Source organism: Ginsengibacter sp., from assembly GCF_057362405.1.
Window position 1 is genome coordinate 1 of the sequence record NZ_JBMQQG010000053.1, and the last position, 16,504, is coordinate 16,504.

The 16,504-nt window shown below is 38.1% G+C and carries 16 protein-coding genes and 1 tRNA gene; 7 read left to right on the forward strand and 10 right to left on the reverse strand.

The window, feature by feature from the left end; translation table 11 throughout:
- The 3 genes from ACO1O5_RS04320 to ACO1O5_RS04330 all read right to left on the reverse strand — a co-directional run.
- The coding region (locus ACO1O5_RS04320) for a phytanoyl-CoA dioxygenase family protein (protein ID WP_486268610.1) at positions 1–339 on the reverse strand (339 nt) is incomplete at its 3' end.
- A gap of 119 nt (positions 340–458) precedes the next feature.
- A complete protein-coding gene (locus ACO1O5_RS04325; RefSeq protein WP_486268611.1) occupies positions 459–2,105 on the reverse strand; it encodes a glutamine--tRNA ligase/YqeY domain fusion protein in 1,647 nt (548 codons plus the stop codon).
- 18 nt (positions 2,106–2,123) lie between these two features.
- Positions 2,124–2,903: a (Fe-S)-binding protein gene (locus tag ACO1O5_RS04330; protein ID WP_486268612.1), complete on the reverse strand. Its 780-nt coding sequence runs from the start codon at positions 2,901–2,903 to the stop codon at positions 2,124–2,126.
- 99 nt (positions 2,904–3,002) lie between these two features.
- On the opposite strand from ACO1O5_RS04330, the gene ACO1O5_RS04335 reads away from it, so the two are divergent.
- Genes ACO1O5_RS04335 through ACO1O5_RS04345 form a run of 3 tightly spaced genes read left to right on the forward strand, consistent with a single transcriptional unit; the run spans position 3,003 to position 5,339 of the window.
- Positions 3,003–4,049, forward strand: coding sequence for a hypothetical protein (locus ACO1O5_RS04335; RefSeq protein WP_486268613.1), 1,047 nt, complete (start codon positions 3,003–3,005; stop codon positions 4,047–4,049).
- Between the two features lie 60 nt (positions 4,050–4,109).
- Positions 4,110–4,655 (forward strand): YceI family protein, encoded by a 546-nt coding sequence (locus tag ACO1O5_RS04340; RefSeq protein ID WP_486268614.1) that lies wholly within the window; start codon positions 4,110–4,112, stop codon positions 4,653–4,655.
- Between the two features lie 9 nt (positions 4,656–4,664).
- Positions 4,665–5,339: a LysE family translocator gene (locus ACO1O5_RS04345; RefSeq protein WP_486268615.1), complete on the forward strand. Its 675-nt coding sequence runs from the start codon at positions 4,665–4,667 to the stop codon at positions 5,337–5,339.
- 77 nt (positions 5,340–5,416) lie between these two features.
- Here the strand turns inward: ACO1O5_RS04345 and ACO1O5_RS04350 are convergent, their stop codons facing one another.
- On the reverse strand, positions 5,417–6,451 hold the full coding sequence (locus ACO1O5_RS04350) for a CsgG/HfaB family protein (RefSeq protein ID WP_486268616.1): 1,035 nt from the start codon (positions 6,449–6,451) through the stop codon (positions 5,417–5,419).
- Positions 6,452–6,735: 284 nt separating this feature from the next.
- Here ACO1O5_RS04350 and ACO1O5_RS04355 point away from each other — a divergent pair, with 284 nt between their 5' ends.
- Positions 6,736–7,389 (forward strand): protein-L-isoaspartate(D-aspartate) O-methyltransferase, encoded by a 654-nt coding sequence (locus ACO1O5_RS04355; RefSeq protein WP_486268617.1) that lies wholly within the window; start codon positions 6,736–6,738, stop codon positions 7,387–7,389.
- A gap of 51 nt (positions 7,390–7,440) precedes the next feature.
- Here ACO1O5_RS04355 and ACO1O5_RS04360 read toward each other — a convergent pair whose 3' ends face one another.
- The 4 genes from ACO1O5_RS04360 to ACO1O5_RS04375 form a co-directional block, all read right to left on the reverse strand.
- A complete protein-coding gene (locus ACO1O5_RS04360) occupies positions 7,441–8,559 on the reverse strand; it encodes a glycosyltransferase (protein ID WP_486268618.1) in 1,119 nt (372 codons plus the stop codon).
- 467 nt (positions 8,560–9,026) lie between these two features.
- Complete coding sequence (locus ACO1O5_RS04365; protein WP_486268619.1) at positions 9,027–9,485, reverse strand: NUDIX domain-containing protein; 459 nt, start codon at positions 9,483–9,485, stop codon at positions 9,027–9,029.
- A 2-nt stretch (positions 9,486–9,487) separates the two neighbouring features.
- A complete protein-coding gene (dapF, locus tag ACO1O5_RS04370; protein WP_486268620.1) occupies positions 9,488–10,276 on the reverse strand; it encodes a diaminopimelate epimerase in 789 nt (262 codons plus the stop codon).
- Between the two features lies 1 nt (position 10,277).
- Positions 10,278–11,156, reverse strand: a complete 879-nt coding sequence (locus ACO1O5_RS04375; protein ID WP_486268621.1) for a nucleoside phosphorylase — start codon at positions 11,154–11,156, stop codon at positions 10,278–10,280.
- Between the two features lie 112 nt (positions 11,157–11,268).
- Between ACO1O5_RS04375 and ACO1O5_RS04380 the strand changes: the two genes are divergently transcribed.
- Positions 11,269–11,339: transfer RNA gene (locus tag ACO1O5_RS04380), tRNA-Cys, on the forward strand.
- A gap of 227 nt (positions 11,340–11,566) precedes the next feature.
- Here the strand turns inward: ACO1O5_RS04380 and ACO1O5_RS04385 are convergent.
- Entirely contained in the window at positions 11,567–12,172 is a 606-nt protein-coding gene (locus ACO1O5_RS04385) for a hypothetical protein (protein WP_486268622.1), read from the reverse strand.
- A 581-nt stretch (positions 12,173–12,753) separates the two neighbouring features.
- Between ACO1O5_RS04385 and ACO1O5_RS04390 the strand changes: the two genes are divergently transcribed.
- A complete protein-coding gene (locus ACO1O5_RS04390; RefSeq protein WP_486268623.1) occupies positions 12,754–14,382 on the forward strand; it encodes a hypothetical protein in 1,629 nt (542 codons plus the stop codon).
- Between the two features lie 24 nt (positions 14,383–14,406).
- The gene (locus tag ACO1O5_RS04395) at positions 14,407–15,540 is read left to right on the forward strand and encodes a T9SS type A sorting domain-containing protein (protein WP_486268624.1); all 1,134 of its coding nucleotides are present in this window, start codon (positions 14,407–14,409) and stop codon (positions 15,538–15,540) included.
- 72 nt (positions 15,541–15,612) lie between these two features.
- Here ACO1O5_RS04395 and ACO1O5_RS04400 read toward each other — a convergent pair whose 3' ends face one another.
- Positions 15,613–16,341 (reverse strand): hypothetical protein, encoded by a 729-nt coding sequence (locus ACO1O5_RS04400; protein ID WP_486268625.1) that lies wholly within the window; start codon positions 16,339–16,341, stop codon positions 15,613–15,615.
- Positions 16,342–16,504 lie beyond the last annotated feature (163 nt).

The window sequence follows — 16,504 nt, forward strand, 5'->3', positions numbered from 1 at the left end:
ATGGTACAGTCTTACTCCAGAAACACCTAACAGATCGGAGGCAATTTTCGCCAACCTTTTGCTGAACACAATTTCTTTTACTAACTGCGATTTAGTCCAGATATTCATGATCTGCAGAAATGCTTTTCCATAAGTATCCCGTTGTTCCAAAGGAAGTTGTTGTGTATTCAATCTTTGCACTTCATCAGAAATGGTTGTGTTTAAATAAGCAATCGCTTCTGGAGTAAGTACATTTTTTAATTTGACAAAACCATTGTCCCTGAAGAAATTGATCTGTTCCGTTGAAAGTAAAAATGGTTCTTCGAGTACTGCTCTTACGTTAGATGGCATGGTATTCATAATTGTGAAAATTTAAAGTGAGCATATTTCTTATTAATATATACTGCAAATTAGTCAAGCTCCGAAAGGCAGAAGAATCCTTCGATCAAATTGGCACACATATTTTGAAATGCAAATCGCTATTTCTTAAAACTATCCTTTAAAGTAACCGTTCTGTTAAATACCAATTTCCCGGGTTTAGAATCCTGGTCAATACAAAAATATCCATTACGAATAAATTGGTAACTTTTCCCGGGTTCTGCATTTTGAAGCTGTGGTTCGATATACGCTTCAGGAATTATTTCCAGGGAGTGCGGATTTATAAACCTTTTGAAATCCCCTTCCTCCGCTGCCGGATTTTCTACGGTAAACAATCGTTCATATAATCTTACTTCGGCTTTCGCCGCATGTTGCACACTTAACCAATGAATGGTTCCTTTTACATTAATACCACTGGTGTCGTGGCCGCTTTTGCTTTCCGGTATATATGTGCAATGTATTTCTGTTACATTGCCGTTATCATCTTTAGTAAAACTGTCGCAACGTATAATATAGGCGCTCTTTAACCTCACCATTGCGCCGGGCGCAAGCCTGAACCATTTTTTAACCGGCACTTCCATAAAATCTTCTTTCTCTATCCACAGTTCTTTTGAAAAAGGAATAATGCGTGTATTTGATGGGTCGTTTGGCAAATTCTCAGTTATTAGTTCTTCCGTTTTATTTTCATCATAATTGTCGATGATGAGCTTTACTGGATGAAGAACAGCCATAATACGCGGAGCGGTGGTGTTCAATTCTTCCCGCAGGCAAAACTCAAGCAGGCTGATATCGATAAGGTTATCTCTCTTCGCAACACCTATCTTTTCACAAAAAGTTCTTATACTGGAGGGTGTATAACCTTTACGCCTGAACGCAGAAATTGTTGGCATACGCGGATCGTCCCAGCCGGAAACATAACCCTCATTCACCAGCTGTAGCAATCTGCGTTTACTCATCACCGTATAAGTCATGTTGAGCCTTGCAAATTCATATTGACGGGACGGAAAAATTTCAAGATTTTCAATGTACCAATCGTACAACTCCCTGTGTGAAACAAATTCCAGAGTACAAATGCTATGCGTAATATGTTCAATACTATCGCTTTGTCCGTGAGCAAAATCGTACATCGGGTAAATAACCCATTTGTCACCGGTACGATGGTGATGCGCATGCTTTATGCGGTACATAATCGGATCACGCATGTGCATGTTGATATCTTTCATATCAATCTTAGCCCGCAAAACTTTTTCGCCATCCTTAAACTTGCCATCTTTCATCTGTTCAAAAAGCAGCAAGTTTTCTTCGATGCTCCTGCTACGATACTTGTTTTCGATACCTGGCTCAGTTGGCGTTCCTTTTTCGGCAGCAATTTTATCCGGGCTGCTGTCGTCAACATACGCAAGCCCTTTTCGTATAAGCTTTACCGCGAGATTGTACAGTTCGTCAAAATAATCACTGCTATATAATTCATTCGCCCACGTAAAGCCAAGCCATTTCACATCGTACTTAATGCTGTCAACATATTCCACATCTTCGGTTATGGGATTTGTATCATCGAACCGAAGATTGGTGGCGCCGTTATATTTTTGCGCAAGTCCAAAATTCAGGCAAATACTTTTAGCGTGCCCGATATGTAAATACCCGTTTGGCTCGGGCGGAAACCTGGTTAAAATACTTTTATATTTCTCTTTATTGAGATCTTCTTCAACTATTTCTTCAATAAAATTCAAACTTCTTTCTTCTGGCATATATCTAAATCAAACTTTTTAATTCATAGAGGCTGGAATAATTTCTGCAATATCCATAACACTTACACTTTCTTCTTTTTCATTAAGCTTTACTCCGTCTGTCAGCATCGTATTGCAAAAGGGGCAAGCCGCAGCTATTATGCCGGCACCTGTTTCCAATGCTTCTTTTGTTCTTTCGCTGTTAATGCGGATAGTTCCTTTTTCTTCTTCTTTGAACATCTGCGCACCACCTGCTCCACAACATAATCCGTTGCTTTTGCACCGTTTCATTTCTATTAATTCTATATCAAGAGCCTCTAATACTTTTCTTGGCGCCTCATAAATATTATTAGCTCTCCCCAGGTAGCAACTGTCATGGTAGGTAATTTTTTTTCCTTTAAACATTCCTCCCTCTTTCATCACTATTTTACCACCATCAATTAGTTGTTGCAAAAATGTTGCGTGATGCATCACCTCATAGTTACCTCCCAATACCGGGTATTCATTTTTTAAAATATTAAAACAATGAGGACACGCCGTAACAATTTTTTTTATTTGATACCCTTCTAAAACCTGGATATTCTGGTAAGCCATCATCTGAAACATAAACTCATTACCCGCCCTTCGTGCAGGATCTCCCGTACACATTTCTTCTTTGCCCAAGATAGCATAAGCGATACCAACCTTGTTCAATATAGTTGCAAAAGCTTTTGTAATTTTTTGTGCACGCTGATCGAAACTGCCGGCACAACCCACCCAAAAAAGAATTTCAGGTGTTTTATTTTCAGCCATCATTTCAGCCATCGTAGGTACATGCATCCGCAAATTGATTTAAAGAGCTAAAATACAACAAACAATTTTCATCATTAACGTATGTTAAAAGGTTTAAAACTTATTTTTGCGCAGTTTAAAAATTAAGTGAAGCTGATAAACAAAATAAAAAACTGGGAACAGTGGCCGTTTAAAATATTATATGCCCCTATTGTTCCTGTTTGGGTCTGGTACATCATTCGCTCGCGGGCAATTTGGTTCTTTACTCCAAGCAACCCAAAGCTTACGTTCGGCGGAATGGAAGGCGAGCCCAAAAAAGAAATGCACGATCTTTTACCTCCGCATTTATGCCCCGTATTTTTTAACGTACAACCTTCGGAGAGTTTTGCTGATATACTAAAGAACGTCCAGGACAAAAAAATACAATTTCCTCTAATAGTGAAACCAGAAGTAGGTGGGCAGGGAATTTTGTTCAGGAAAATAAATAATGAAGCGCAATTAAAAATCTATCATGAACAAGTACCCGTTGAATATTTTATACAGGAATTTATAAAGTATGAATTAGAAATAAGTCTTTTTTACTACCGTTATCCAAATGAAAAGAAAGGAGCTATAACAGGCTTTCTCCTAAAGATTCCGATGCAGGTAACCGGTGACGGCATACATACTTTGAAAGAACTGATTATGATGGACACAAAATCAGGAAAAAGGATAGACGAAATCAGGTTACAACACGAAACGAATTTTAATAACATATTACCTGCAGGTGATAAATATATGTTAAGCTATGCTGCCAACCACAACCGTGGAGCCCGTTTTATCGATCTTAAGAATGAAATTGACGATCGGCTTGTAAGCTTATTGGATGAAATCAGCCTTTCAATAGACGATTTTTTTTACGGCCGTTACGACATTATGTGTAATTCCATTGAAGAATTAAAACAGGGAAAGAATTTTGTAATACTCGAATATAACGGTTGTGGCGCAGAACCTAATCACTTTTACGATACTGGTTATTCGCTGATAAATGCCTGGAGAGAGATTTTGAAGCATTGGAAAATTTTATACCGTGTTAGCAGGGATAATTATAAAAACGGCGTCAAATACTGGCCTGCCTTAAAGGGTATTCGTTTTAGAATTGAAACAAGAAAATATTATAAAAAGATTAAAGCTGCCGACAAAAGGATTCTGTAGTCCATCAGGTAACTTACCTGTATTCAACCATCTTAGGATTTCAAATAATAATCTGTGAATATGAAAAAAACAATAACTGTTATACTTTTTTTTATTTCTCAAGCCCTATTTGCACAAAAATATATTCCGTCAGACCAAGGCAGCAAAGTACATTTCAACATTAGAAACTTTGGAATTAAAACAGGCGGCCAACTAACGGGGCTTAAAGGTGAAATAATATTTTTTACCACGGATCTAAGCGCATGCCAATTTAATGTTAGCGTTGATGCTTCCACGGTAGATACCGACAATGGCAGTCGCGACAGACATTTAAAGGACAGCGAATATTTTGATGTAGAAAAATATCCCGAGATAAACATTACATCCACAAAGATTGATAAAACCAATAAAACCGAATCGGGCTTTTATTATTTTACGGGCACGCTTACTTTGCATGGAATTACAAAACCAATTTCTTTTCCTTTCCATATTGAAAAAGTGAATGACGATTATCTATTTACCGGCGAGTTTGAAATTAACCGGCTCGATTACCAGGTGGGAAGCAATAGCGCTGTTTTAAGTAATACAGTCAATGTATCTTTATCCATATTAGCAAAAAAGGGCTAATTCTGTTATATGGGTCTTACCAAAGTCTTTTTATGGGGCATGATAGTGAGCTTTCTTGGCACACTACCCCTGGGAACATTGAACGTTGCCGCGATGCAAATAAGCGTGCAGGAAAGTATTACAAACGCAATTTATTTTTCTCTTGGTTCACTATTAACTGAAATGATTTATGTGCGAATCTCCCTTGTTGGAATCAATTGGATTCGCAAACAAAAAATTCTTTTTAAGTGGATGAATTGGATTGCGCTTGGCATTGTACTGGCACTTGCGGCAGGAAGTTTTATTGCAGCAACAAGTGAACATCATGCAAAGAATGTAATGCTCGACAACAATATGAACCGCTTTGTGCTGGGCGTGCTGCTAAGTTCCATCAGCCCGATGCAAATTCCATTTTGGTTTGGATGGAGCACTGTATTATTTTCAAAAAATATTCTCCGGCCGAAAAATTCATTTTACAACTTCTATATTGTGGGAATAGGATTGGGAACGCTTTTAGGCAATTGTGTATTTATCTTCGGAGGCAAGTACATCGTTGAAAAACTTAATGCCAATCAAAATATTTTAAACTGGGTTATCGGTGGAATATTTGCGGTAACAGCAATAATAATGTTTATAAGAATTTTGATGCATAAAGACGCAATTCAAAAGCTCGATACATTACACGCTAACGATAGGAACAACTGATAAAAAAATTCCGGATAGGTTAATATTTATTTTAACTTATCCGGAATTTTTTAGCACAGAGCTATTGTTAAATGATTCTATTTGCCTTTTAGTTCAAGTTTGCCCGGGTTTTGGCCTGTGACAGTAAATTTGCTTCCTGCTTTTTTAATCACCAAATCCTGGAAGTCGTCGTCAGATCCGGTATGAGTAACTGTAAAGCTACCTGTATTGTTAGAAAATGATTTATCCACAGATTTAAAACCGCTAATACTTTTCAACATATCGGTAAAAGCCGAATAAGCATCGTGGTTAATATTGGTTAGGTCAATCTCGGTGTCAACGCTTCCATCAGAATTGCCATTGCCTGCAAAGTTACCATCAGCTGTAATATTGAGTGAATCCCTCATTCTTGCTAAATACTGCACAGCTTCAATTACGCCATCTTCCATTACGGCCGCAACGGCAGGATCCGCGTCACCACTTTGTACAAGACCCAGTACGGAAACACTTTTATTAGCCCTTGATTGTACACGAAATACGGTCGAAACAAGCACATCTCTTGTTTCCGGGTTAATCATTTTTAAATTGAATCCCATCTTAATCGTCGACTTATTAGAGCCTACCCCCACAACTTTCAGACCCTTATTATGTACACTGTATTCAATCACTTCACCAGTTACCACGATTTGCGCTCCCAACTGCTTGCCTGCTTTGGGCGTTTTTTTACCGCTATACGCACCATTGCCAGCATCTATTTCCTGAGTTAGATCTGTGTTGTTTTTAAGGCTCTCTAACACTCTGTAACAATTAACACCCTGGAGAGCATTGGTAAGCATAGTAGTTAAATTATCGCCAAGTGTTGGTGGAATAGCATCAGACTGACCGCCCTTATTTCCACCGCTAAATGCTTTAAGAACATTTAGCCTATTGTTGGCAGCAGTGCTGGTTGTGTTTGAACTCTGCGGCGTGCTTGTTGTAACAGAGAAGCGTGTAACGCTAAGTCGGGCCCTTTTTTCAAGTGGAAGTGTAGAGCATTGTTGTTTCACTTCTTCCATTGTAACTTTTTCATCTTTTTGAGAGAAAGAAAGTTGAGCCTCGCAAAATGCCAGGATGATCAGTAACATTTGTTTCATAAACAAGATAGTTTTGAATTGAGATTTAGAATGACAAAAGGTGTATTACCGGGGAGGAATTTGTCATAGAAAAGTAGATAGATCAAATCTATATATTTTTTTTTAAACTTACAATTCTTTGAAGAGAATTAAATTGAAGCTCATTAATATTTTAAAAAATTTTCATGCGTTCATTTTAAAGTTGTTAATCGCAATAAAATTCGAAAATATTAAAACCAGGATGCAGATATGTGAGACGCAAAACTTCTTTTGCATTGTTACAACAACATTTCTAAATTGCACGCATGCAGAAGTTCGAAGATTCATACCGTCATAAGGGACTAAGAAAAAAACTAATTGATTCTCTTCGTGAGAAAGGCATTACCAACGAACAAGTGCTCGATGCTATGATGAATATTCCACGACATTTCTTTTTAGATACGGCGCTTGATCACATTGCTTACCAGGACAGGGCATTCCCGATACAGGAAGGACAAACAATTTCGCAACCTTATACAGTCGCTTACCAAACCCAGCTTTTGGAAGTTGAGGCTCACGATAAAATACTGGAAATAGGCACCGGCAGCGCATACCAGGCTTCGGTGCTGGCCGAAATGGGTGCCAATGTATTTACCATTGAAAGACAAAAGAAATTATTTGAGCTGAATAGAGAATTTATTTTTAGGAAAAAATATCCCAACATAAAATTTTTTTACGGAGATGGTTTTGAAGGATTACCAACATTTGCCCCATTCGATAAAATTATAATTACAGCAGCAGCACCATTTATACCGCCTAAGTTAGTTCAACAATTAAAACCGGTAGGAATGATGGTACTACCTCTTGATGATGATGGAATGCAAAAGATGATGCGCATTACAAAGAACGAAGATGGCAGTTATGAAGAAGAAACCTTTTCAAATTTTTCTTTTGTGCCGATGCTGAAAGGAAGGAATTAAGAAGAGACAATGATCAATTAGTATTTGAATTGAAACCTGATATCTCATAGCTCACAATTCATCGATAATTACTGCGGCCTTCTTAGCGATATTATCCCAGAAAAAATTATCAAAGAACGCATTACTTATTGATTGGTTGATTGACGAAGCAGCTGCCATTTTCTCCGCGAAGGTTTGCCATTCGTCATTTTCACTCAATAGCATTTTTCCGTTGCAAATAGACGCATCAACGCCAATGGCGCCATTGATAGTTGAAACGGCATTCATATCATAACCGAGCGCTTCTACAAGTTTGGTTTTAATACCTCCGCCATCTGTAACCGGGTTTATAAAAATATTTATCCCCTTAAAATAAACAGTAATATCATCAACATAACCGGCGTAAATAATATTTGCATCGCGATATTCTTTTAGTTCATTCATTTCAACGGGAAGATTTTTTCCGCAGATAATTATTTTATACGGAATATTCTTTTTAATAAAAGCCGGGTTGATATATAGGACAATATTTTGTACCGCATTAAGATTCGGCGGATATTCAAGAGCGCCATTAAAAAGAAATAAAACTGTCTCTTCGCTCAAACAATACTTATTCAATATGGCAATTCTCGCCTGCGAACGTTCAGCCAATGATGGCGGTGAATTCCATGATATTCCAAAAGTAATAACTGCTGTTCTTGATAACGGAAGTTTGTAGGCATTGGTAAAATAGTACCGGTCATTTTCGGTAATACAAAAAGTAAAGTCTGCTTGAGTGTGAACATATTTTTCATATTCCCACAATATCTTCCACCACCATTTTCCGGTAGTTTTAAATCGTTCCGCTTCAATATTGTGAGAGTGAATTATCAGCTTTATTTTACAAAATTTCTTTAGTAAAAGACCAAGCCATCCATAATAGGGATGCTCGATTATCACATGCGAAATATTGTGTTCGCGGATGATTTTTTTTATGAGCTTAAAATAAAAAATATTGACGTAGCGGACCTTGCTATTACCTAGTTTATTAATAATCGTATAAGGAGCGGCGTTAGCATCGTTGGCCTTAACGGTTAAACAATACAAGTTATGATGTTTAGAAAAGTATTCGTTGAAGTTTGCGATGCCTTTTTGGCCTCCGAATTTAGCAGGGAATATCTTGTAAGAAACAATACTGAGCACATTTGCCATGTATAACAACTTTAATCCAACAAATTAATATTATTTTGTTGCGGATAATTTCAAACCGGTATTTTTTATGAAAGTAGTTTCTTTTTTTTCAAGATTCGCCATCATCTGCAACATAGCTTTTTTACTTTTTATTTTCATTGGAAGAATGGAAGCCCGAAAGCCTGTCACCCGGGAGATGGACAGAGTTGTCGCCGTTTCGTACTTTAAAGATATAATTATTACACTAGGCGTTGCAGCAATAATAATCAATATGCTTTTATGTACCGTATATGCCGTTTTAATTGTTATTGGCAAACAAAAACTACTTCCAAAATGGCTGGCTATTGTGAATTGTTTATTTTTAGTTCTACAATTTTTATACTTTTTTTACAGGTGAACATAGCGTTTTGGCAAGTAAATCATGCGAAATGCTAATGGGCTGAGAGTCTTGCCCGCCAAGAGTTTTAAATAGCATGCGTGCACCTGTGCTAATATTTTTCTTTTATCATCGCAGCAACAATTTTATCAATAGGTAGCGTAACACTTTCATCCGAAAAATTATTCCACTCAATAAAACGAAACGTTTCGATCTCATTATCCCGTTGGTAAATCTTTAACTGTTCTTCATCGAAATCAAACTCCTTGTCTCTCAAAGGAGCAGTGATTTCGTCAAGCGCTTTTACGAAATAATAAATTGAAATGATTTGATCAGCAGGATTGAAGGCACTCATTTGAAAATAGTCGGTTGTATAAATATGGCTTTCAACCTGAACATCGAGGTTCATTTCTTCTTTAAACTCTCTCTTCAGACAATCTCTTGTTCCTTCACCCAATTCAAGTCCGCCACCTGGAAACTTTGTATAATAATTACCCCTGATAAATTCATCGCTTACCAATACCTGCTTTTTTTCATTAATTAAAATACCATACACTCTTATGGTAAACATCGCTAAATATTTACAGTTACTTCACCTTTGAAAACCATTTCGGCAGGTCCGCAAAGCCATATATTTTCAAATTCTTTTTCGCTCACTTTTTCAAATTCTACACTTAAATTGCCACCCTTGGTTTCAACTTCCACCCGGTTAAAACCCTTGTCGTTATGGGCGGAAATAAGCGCTGCGGCGGTAACACCGGTACCGCAGCTGTAGGTTTCATCTTCAACACCGCGTTCGTAGGTGCGTACATAAATTGTATCGTCGCTTATGGTTTCCACAAAATTTACATTAATACCATCTTTGGCAAATTCTTTACTGTTGCGTATTTCACTCCCTTCGGCCACTACGTCTATGCGGCCAACATCGGGTACAATTTTTATATAATGCGGAGAACCGGTATTCAAAACGTAATGGGAATAAGAATATTCAACGTCGTCTACATCTTTCATCTTTAACCTCACGTCGCCATTAAGATCTATCTCCGCTTCGTGTACGCCATCAATTGCATAAAAATTGTACTTAGTCTTTTTGGTTCCAAGCATGTGGGCAAACTTCACGATACACCTGCCTCCATTACCACACATTGAACTTGTATTTCCATCCGAATTGAAATAGATCATTTCAAAATCAAAATTAGCTTTGTTATTGAGCATCATCAGGCCATCGGCTCCAATTCCAAAACGCCTGTGGCACATATAATTTACCTGCCGGGGAGTGATGCCATCATAACTATTTTGCCGATTGTCCAGCAGGATAAAATCGTTTCCGGTTCCGTGGTACTTATAAAATTCAAATTTCATATTACAATTTTTCAGAAATTATTTCCAATGTTTTTATTATTAACTTTTCAACTACAGCAAACCCGTCAGCGCTGAAATTTTTACGAATTCTGTTGGCAACAATAGCGCTCAATGAAAGACAATTGTGCTGCAAAGCCTTACCCAGCCCATATATGGCAGCAGTTTCCATTTCAAAATTGGTAATGCGATGCTGCCCGAATTTAAATTCTGTTAACCGGTCAATTAACTGGGGATTGGTAACGCCCAACCTAAGTACCCTTCCCTGCGGGCCATAAAAACCGGGGCAGGTAACTGTAATACCCTGGTGATAACCTTCCACAAAATATTTCATTAACGACATAGAGGCTCCTGCAATATATGGCTGGCTAAACCGGCTGTGCAACTGTGTTTGTGTAACAAATGAATGCAGCAATTGTTTTTCTTCTTCGTTATTATCATGAATATAAAAGTTCATCAGATTGTCAATACCAACACCATGCGTACTCGAAACAAAACTGTCCACCGGCACATCTGCCTGCAAGGACCCGGATGTTCCCACACGAATAATATTTAAATGTTTTAATTGATTTTTTATTGTCCGCGTGGCAAAATCAATATTAGCCAATGCATCGAGTTCATTAAAAACAATATCAATATTATCTGTACCAATGCCTGTGCTCACAACAGATATCCTTTTTTTTCCGATCCAGCCGGTATGCGTTACGAATTCGCGGTGGCTTCTTTCAACTTCTATTTTATCGAAGTGTTTACTCACTTCCGTCACTCTTGCCGGATCGCCAACTGTTATAATATTTTCAGCAATTTCATCTGGCCTGGCATCAAGATGATAAATAGCACCGCGATTGTTAATTATTAATTCTGATTCCGCAATTGGTAACATACTGCTTTACTTGAATTCCTTTGTAAACATCCATTCTATAACACCGAATTTCGCATATTACAATTGAAAATTTCTAAAAAAATTTTAATTACTTTTGTGCGCTTAAAAAAAAGGTCCTGTGGCCGAGTGGCTAGGCAGAGCTCTGCAAAAGCTTCCACAGCGGTTCGAATCCGCTCGGGACCTCTATATAACGCTAAAACCCGCTCTGGTAGCGGGTTTTAATTTAAGTGAGGTCGGTTTGTTAATATTGCGTTCGAGACCTCTTTTTTGATGCTTGATTCATCAGTTTTTCAAAAGCTCAAATCACTGATGTAACGATTAAAACCTTCCCCCCCTAAAAGCACGCAGGCAAATGCCTACACAGACATGCCATATTAATAGCCAATGCACATCTTTGTAACTGTATTTGATTAATCCTTTAAACCCAGGTAAGCCTTCACTTCATTATAGTCGTTCCAGTTCACACTTCTCTTGGTTCCGTTAATTGAAACCGGCAATGTAGAAGTGCCGCCGGGTATAATTATATATCTGAATTGAAAATAATTATATCCATTTATTGCAAAGGAGCTCAGATCATAATTCGAAATGATCGAGATGGTATCGAGTGAGAAATACGGATTTATAATAAGAGTTACCGCCTGGTTATTATTGGAAAAAAGAAAAGGTTCGTAAGCGGGTAGTGCCAATACAAACTGACTATTAGTAGAATCGCTTCCGGCATTGAAATATACTTTTACCTCCCCCCGATTTAAGATAGAATCAGTAAGCTTTGGTGCAGGAATTGTAGCCACCATATTAGTGTCAGTAAACGCAGAAAAGGTAACATTTAACCAGGGGGAATAAATTACATTAGCGGTACCGGTTGCTCCTGTACTTCCGGTTGGGCCGGCAGGGCCTTGTGGACCGGTAGCGCCTGTTGCTCCTGTTGCTCCGGCAGGGCCTTTGGAGCAAGAGAAAATTACAACAGTGCCGGTAAATAATAAAATGAGAATTAAGGCAAGATTTTTCTGTTTCATAATGTTTGTTTTAATTTTTTTTGATTTTTTTGGTACAACAATTAAAATCAATTTAGTCAACTTTTGCAGAATATTTTCTATTAAATAAAATAATGCTGATCATTAATTAGAAAAAAATAGCAGCATCACTTTTTTTGATATAACAAAATCGGGCTTCCGCTAAGTTTTAAATCCGAATCCATAGGCCATTTATATTTCAATCTATGTAACCTTCAATTTGAAAACAGTTTTAAATATGGGTGCCGGTGGAGGCATTGGCTTTTAAGCATGGGGATGGGCGCAAATTGAAATGGTAACCGGAACCTTGATTGGCATGTCAAGAAGGAGAAAGGATGAATTTTGAAAATCATTGACTACAGGGATATTTATTTTAAAAAGTAGCAAAAACACCCTAAAATCAAAACTGTTGCGCAAAACACTTTAAAAAACCAGAATTGTTGTTTAAATTTGGGCTCTTTCCATCTTATCCTTACAAAACCGCATACTCATTCAATACCCCCACTCGATAAATCGAACAATGGATAATTAGAATTCATTTTAAATTTAGAGTCTGTACTTGTTTAGAAATAAAAAATCTTTTTATGATCAGAAAATTATTACTGTCCTTAATTTCCGTTTTTTGTTCGCTGATGGTTTACTGTCAACTGTACAATAACGGAGCAAACATAATAGTGCAAAATGGTGGTTACCTGATGGTTGCGGGAAATTTGCAAAATGCATCCGGCACTATTACAAACGATGGTAAGCTAGAAGTTCAGGGCAACTTCATCAATGCCGCAACTTATACTTCTACCGGCAACGAGGATTCAGTAATCATGAGTGGAAATGGCATTGATACGTTAACGATGGGAGGTTCGGTAATCAATAATCTTACAATTAATAAGACTACCGGTTCAGATATAATAAGACTGGGAAGTTCCGTTACGGTAAATTCAAAGCTTGATTACCTTTCAGGCATATTTACTACCGATCCTATTTTAAACCCCGCCTTCATACTAACGTCACCCGTATCCGCAGTTTATAATTTTGCCGCCGGAAAAGAAATCATTGGTGCTGTTACAAGAACCGGCTGGAGCAATGGTACTGCCGCTGTTTTCAATCAACCCAATATGCAGGTTACAACAAATGGGGGCACCAACCCGACGAGTTTCACTGTTATAATGATTCCGCAAAGCGGAGGAGGAGACCCTACGCAAACAGAAAGAGAAGTAACCCGGAAATTTTTGTTCTCTCAAGCAGGTGGATCGGGGTTTACGGCTGATATACGCTATCCCTATTTAACCGGCGAGTTAAACACTAATGTTGAAGCCAATATTGTTCCATGGGAACTAATTTCATCAGAATGGAATGCCCGGTTGACACCCGTCACAAGAGACCTTGTAAACCACTACGTTGCTACTACCGGAATTCCTGCATCGGATTTGTCAATGGAGTGGAAATTAGCCGACCCAAAATATACTTTTAATGTAACGGCATATTTAAGGGGCGCATGGACTTCTGGTCCAAATATGACGACGGGCTTAAACTCTGTGTTACCATTATCACAACCTTATAATGATCCTGCTTTCGGTTCCTATAATGGAGGAGAATCCGTATCTGCAGGATTTTTTGCATCTCATACAAATATTGTGGATTGGGTTTTAATTGATTTAAGAAAACCATCTACAGGGCTCCCAACAGATGCAACTTCTTCTACTTTTATAGGTCGTAAAGCTGCCTTTGTTTTAAATACCGGTGTTTTAGTTGATCTTGATGGAACTACTCCCTTGGCATTTAATATTAGCAAGCAGGGAGCGGGATTCATAGTTGTTCGCCACCGCAATCATCTCGCAGTTATGAGTAACTCAATTCCATCAAACGCAACAGGCTTTTACACAAACGATTTTTCAACACTCGCCGGTGCTTACCATAATCCATCAATTACTTCTGACCAGGAACAGCTATTACCCGGTTCTACTAAATACGGATTATGGGCTGGTACGGCGAATAAGGATCCGAATGTAAATGCAAGCGATATTGCACTAGTAAAATCAAATGCAAATGCTGCATTAACGGGATATGTTTTTAGTGATGTTAATCTTGATCAGACGGTAAACACCGGGGACGTAGCTATTACAAAAGTTAGCGCAAATAATACCGCACAATCAAATTCCAGTCTGCCTGCTGGTATTAACAGTAATACGGGGCCAAAATCACATGTTCCGGAATAATAATTTAATTAGTAAATCTATAATATGAAAAGAATTTTATTTTCCTTGTTACTACTCGGCACATCCAGGCTAATAGCTCAACCCGTTGAAGTGCAAATTTTTCAAAATGCAGCCACAGCAAATACCGCCCAAATTGGAATAAGGGCAAGAGCTACGAGTACAAATGTTGATTATATCGGTGTGACATTCTATCTCATGTATCAAAGCGCAAATGCTGCACCGCAATCGACAGGCATGAACACAACAACCGGAGTTGATGATAGCAAACTGGTTACAACTTTTAATTGGGGCACTTCTACAAGATTTACAAATCCGGCGCAAGTAATAACTCCTGCTTTTGATCCGGGCGCTGCCGGAGGTCAAACTTACGATATGAGATATGTATATGGCAATTCGGACGAATCTACACCAGCTAATACACAAACTTTAACCACTAATTGGGACACATTAATATATATCACCTTAAATACACTGCAAAGTACGATGCCGGAGGGAGGATATGCATATTTACAGCAAACCTCCGAAGCAATGGGTACCGCGTTGACAGATCCTGCATTTGCCAATATTCCTATTTCTGTTACCAGCGGCGATGTGCCTATTGGCCTGGGGGCACTTCCAGTTCTCTTTACGAAATTTGAAACCCATTGTACCAATAATGGAGCTACCGTTAGTTGGTCAACCACTTCAGAATCCAACACAAATTATTTTGAGCTGCAACGCAGCACCAATGGAAACGATTGGGCGTCCGTGAGCACAATTAAAGCAGCTGGTAATAGTTCATCGGAGCATACTTATCAATTGCCCGATTTTAATGGTGGAAAAGCTTTCTATCGCATTAAGGAAGTAGATAAGGACGGTCAACCCGTTTACACGAGTATCATCAGAACAAATTGTGAAGTGAAAGCGGTAGATATGGTAATTTATCCGGTACCGGCAAGAGACTTATTGAACGTGGTAATACGGTCGGCAAAATCTCTAAGAACTCAATTACTTATTGTTGATGGTGTAGGTAGAATTGTCAGGAGAATTGACGCGACTTTGGCGAATGGAAGTAATACATTCCAATTTGATTTAAAAGGATTAGCCAGCGGTCAATATTTAATACGCAGCAATGCGCCTGATGTCGAATTAAATAAAACATTTAATATCTTAAGATAACAAAAATTTAGATTTAAGTAATTAAAGCCGGTGTCTGTATACACCGGCTTTTTTAATATCTCATAATGTATTTTATTTTAAGGTAGCGCCTACAGCGTTGAGAAACGCATTGAGAAAATCACCATTGGCGGGAGGTTGACTAATAGCTTTTGATATTTGTTGCTTTTGTTCAGGACTCAAGGAACCAATAATATTAAACAATAAGTGAGTCACCTCAGAATAAATATTGCCGAACTTTTGTATCGCTTTTGCATCCAGCTGCTTATGTTCCTCCAGGTCCGGCTTTTCCCTGAGCATATTTTGTGCATATAGCTTTACGAGATCCATGAGTTCTCCAAGTTCCGGTTTAATCTTTGCAGCCAATGAATCCTTCATCGCAGTTATTCTTTTCAACTGCTCACTGCTATCAGCAGTTTTGGCTTTTGGTTCTCTCCATTTTAGTACTGTGTCTGCAACGGCTTCACCATTTTTGGAAACAAAACTTCGATTAGCAATGTCGCTGTCATTTAACGCCACCTCCACCCTTTTCCACGTGCCCAGCGTATATTTATAGGCATATTTCTTCCCCTCAAAAACAGGAATTGTAATAGAATAAATGCCATTGCCAATTTCATTCATCTTGTACAACGAATCACCTTCATGCCAGTAGTTGAAAGAACCTGTAATAAAAACTCCTTTATCCTCCTTACTAACTGCAGGAGTATGTACAATAAACTTTACCGCAGCCACCTGTGCAACCGTAATACTGGTATACATCAAAAGGAAAATAAAAGAGGGAATTTTAAAAAGATTCGGTTTCATTATGCAGTATTTTTTCGCAAAATTATTGAGGTAAAGTGCGGTAACGCATGACATCAATCATGCCTTGACAAAATCTTCGTGCATAATTTGCGTTATCACTGAAGTCCACATATCCTGGTCCTCACAAATAGATGACTGATTAACTTTTTATAAACTTTTTTTT